General features: G+C 32.6%; 2 protein-coding genes. Both read right to left on the reverse strand.

The genetic code is table 11. The features are described 5' to 3' along the window. Positions 1 to 244 precede the first annotated feature (244 nt). Positions 245 to 2,692 carry a glycoside hydrolase family 2 TIM barrel-domain containing protein gene (locus ABY863_RS13230; RefSeq protein ID WP_372795604.1) on the reverse strand — a complete coding sequence of 816 codons (2,448 nt, stop codon included), beginning with the start codon at positions 2,690 to 2,692 and terminating at the stop codon, positions 245 to 247. Between the two features lie 11 nt (positions 2,693 to 2,703). Beyond that, positions 2,704 to 3,127: glycosyl hydrolase 53 family protein (locus ABY863_RS13235; RefSeq protein WP_372795606.1), on the reverse strand; the 424-nt coding region annotated here is incomplete at its 5' end.

The raw sequence follows: 3,127 nt of genomic DNA on the forward strand, positions 1-3,127 counted from the left end.
AACTAATAATTACTAATTTAACTAAAATATTGAGCATAAAATTTAATTATTTAAAATAATTTTCGTTTATTTACATTAGAACAATTGATACTTAAAAAAGTGGTTACCCTATGAGTTACCCTAGAGCAACTTAAAAAGTGGAACCCCTTGATATCACTGACAAAATTTAAAGGTCTACGGAGCCTCTTTCTCCGCAAAAACCCTGATAATCGTTTGATTATCAGGGTTTATTTTTTAAATTAGTTTATTCAATCTTAATTACAACAGAATCTTTTAATAACCCTCCGGCTGAAGCCGTTATTTTTGTTTTCTCTTCTTTTAAATCTGCTGACACAATAACCATTGCTTTTCCGTAAAACAGATTTACAGTATTAGATTTAAAAGGCTCAAAAGATTGTGGATTTCCATTCCCAACGCCAGCAATATTTCCTTCACCTTCAATTGTTATCTCAATTTTATTATCTGCTAAAGGACATAAATTTCCTTCCTTATCAAATGCTTCTACAAGAACATAAGAAAGATCATTCCCAGTTCCTTTTAAAATTGTTCTGTCTGGAGTCAATTTTATTCTATAAGGTTTTCCAGCTGTCTTTAATATTTCTTCACCAATTCGTTTACCTTCTTTATAAGCAATTACTCTTACTTCTCCAGGTTCATAAACAACCTCATTCCACATCAATCTAAATCGTTCCGTTGAAATTTTTGATGAAGGTTTTTTACATTGCTTTCCTTGTGTTTTTCCATTGATGAAAAGTTCAGCGCAATCACCATTTGTGTATACAAATACAGGTGTTTTTTCACCTTCTCTTCCTTCCCAATTCCAGTGAGGTAAAATATGAATTGTATTTTCTTCTGGTTTCCAATAACTTTTATATAAATAATATCTATCTTTTGGAATACCAACCAAATCAACAATTCCAAAATAAGAACTTCTTGAGGCATCTTTATCTGTCATCCCCATTTTTTCAACTGCTTGATTTCCATAGGGTGTTGGTTCACCCAAATAATCAAAACCAGTCCATACAAATTCGCCTGCTACATAACTTTCTTCTTGCTGCCACATAAAATCATCATCCGCTATTTCAGCCCAATCAGGAGCATTTAAATCGTATGAACTTACTTGCAAAGATTTAGTGAAATCTTCGTTTTCTTTAGGAAGTGGAAATTCATAAAATCCTCTTGTGCTAACTGTAGAAGCTGATTCACTAATAATTACAGATTTGTTTGGCTCAAGTTGTCTTGCCAACCTATAGCGTCTTGTATAATTCCAGCTATGCACATCATAATAATCAAAATGACGTAAAGAAGCACTTTCCATTTTATCATTAACCAACGTAATTGACCGAGTAGGGTCGTATTTATTTACATAATTCACCATGGTGTGCAACTTTTTAAATCCGTTGTTTAAATTCATTTGTACATCTCCTATTTCATTACCAACACTCCAAATAAATACTGAAGGATGATTTCTATCTCTGACTACAAAATTTCGAATATTTCTATGTGCAAAATCTTCAAAATCAGTTGTTGAGGAAATATCAATTTTAGCATCATATTTATCGAAAGCCTCATTAAAGACTAAAATCCCCATTTTATCACACAAGTCTAAAACTTCAGGAGCCGCGACATTATGACTATTTCTAATAGCATTTGCGCCCATTGATTTCATAATTTCCAATTGGCGCTCCATAGCTCTTTCATTAAAAGCAACACCTAAAGGTCCAAAATCACTATGAAGATTCACTCCTTTTAATTGCACTCTTTTATCATTTAAATAAAACCCATCATCGGTTGTAAAACGAATTGTTCTAACACCAAATAATGTTGAATATGTATCTATGGCTTCATCATTTTTATAAATGGTGGTTACTGCCTTGTAAAGCATTGGGTTTTCAATATCCCAACGTATTGGATTGGTTATTTGTGCTGTAACCTCAAAATCTTTAGTTGTTCCAAATAAAATAGTTCCTGATATTGATGCCCTTGCAACTTGATCTCCTTTTGAATTTAATATAACTTGTTCAACTTTAATAGCTTCTGAATTTCCTGATTGATTCTGTACAACTGTACTTATCCTTACATCTGCATAATTTGGTTTTACAATTGGCGTGGTAATATAGCTCCCCCAAACTGTTACATGAATTGGATTCACAACCAATAGTTGTACTTTTCTATAAATACCACCACCTGGATACCATCTACTGTCGTGTTCTCTTGTATCTGCATAAACAGCAAGTGTATTTTCACCTCCAAAATTTACAAAATCAGTAATATCCAACTGGAATGAATTGTATCCATAATCCCACACACCTGCTAATTTTCCATTGATATATACTTTTGGAAAAGCCATAACGCCATCAAAAATTAAAATGATTCTTTTATTTTTATAAGAAGAAGGAATTTCTAATTGTTTTCTATACCAGCCTTCTGCTTTCCAAGGAAGTTTTCCAGTATCTCCATCACCATCAATAATAAAAGGTTCAGAAATGGCCCAGTCATGAGGAATTGTAACTTCTTGCCAAGAAGAAGCATCATAATTTGTTTCAGAAGCATTTTCAGGGTTTCCTTTGGTAAATTTCCAATCTTTTTGAAGTGTGAATATTTCTCTTGTTTGCGCTTTAATTTCTAAAATTGTAAAAAATAGCGTAAAAATAAGCACTATTCTATTCAGTAATAATTTAGGTTGTTTCATTTCTATAAAAATTAATTACTTAAGGATGCATTGTAAAATTTCATTCCTAAGGTAGATTGGTTATTAAAATCGAATAATGTAGCGTTGTCCCAATGAGAACCTTGTCCCCAAAGAGTATTGCAATTTGTTGAAACCCAAGCTGGCTCCCAATAAATGAGGCCTTCTCCTCCTGAAGTTTCAACGACGCTTTTCAATTTGTTAAGATAATTTAATTGTCCTATTTGTGTTGCGGGATAACCTGTGATTATAGCTCCACTTCCAAGCATATTACTTGCTGCATCGGCATTTTCAAGTGTAAACGGATACGCAGTTTCAACAATCATTAATCTTTTATGATAAGTATTAATTAAGGTTGTTAAAGGAGTTGAAATAGTTGCCAATGTATACTCTGACCAGATAGGATAATAAGAAAGCCCAATCCAATCAAAATCTTTA

The sequence above is a fragment of the Lutibacter sp. genome (genome assembly GCF_041562875.1).
GTDB lineage: Bacteria > Bacteroidota > Bacteroidia > Flavobacteriales > Flavobacteriaceae > Lutibacter.

Excerpts from the sequence above, each read along its gene's own strand:
- ABY863_RS13230 (WP_372795604.1), bottom strand. The coding sequence starts at position 2,692 with ATGAAACAACCTAAATTATTACTGAATAGAATAGTGCTTATTTTTACG.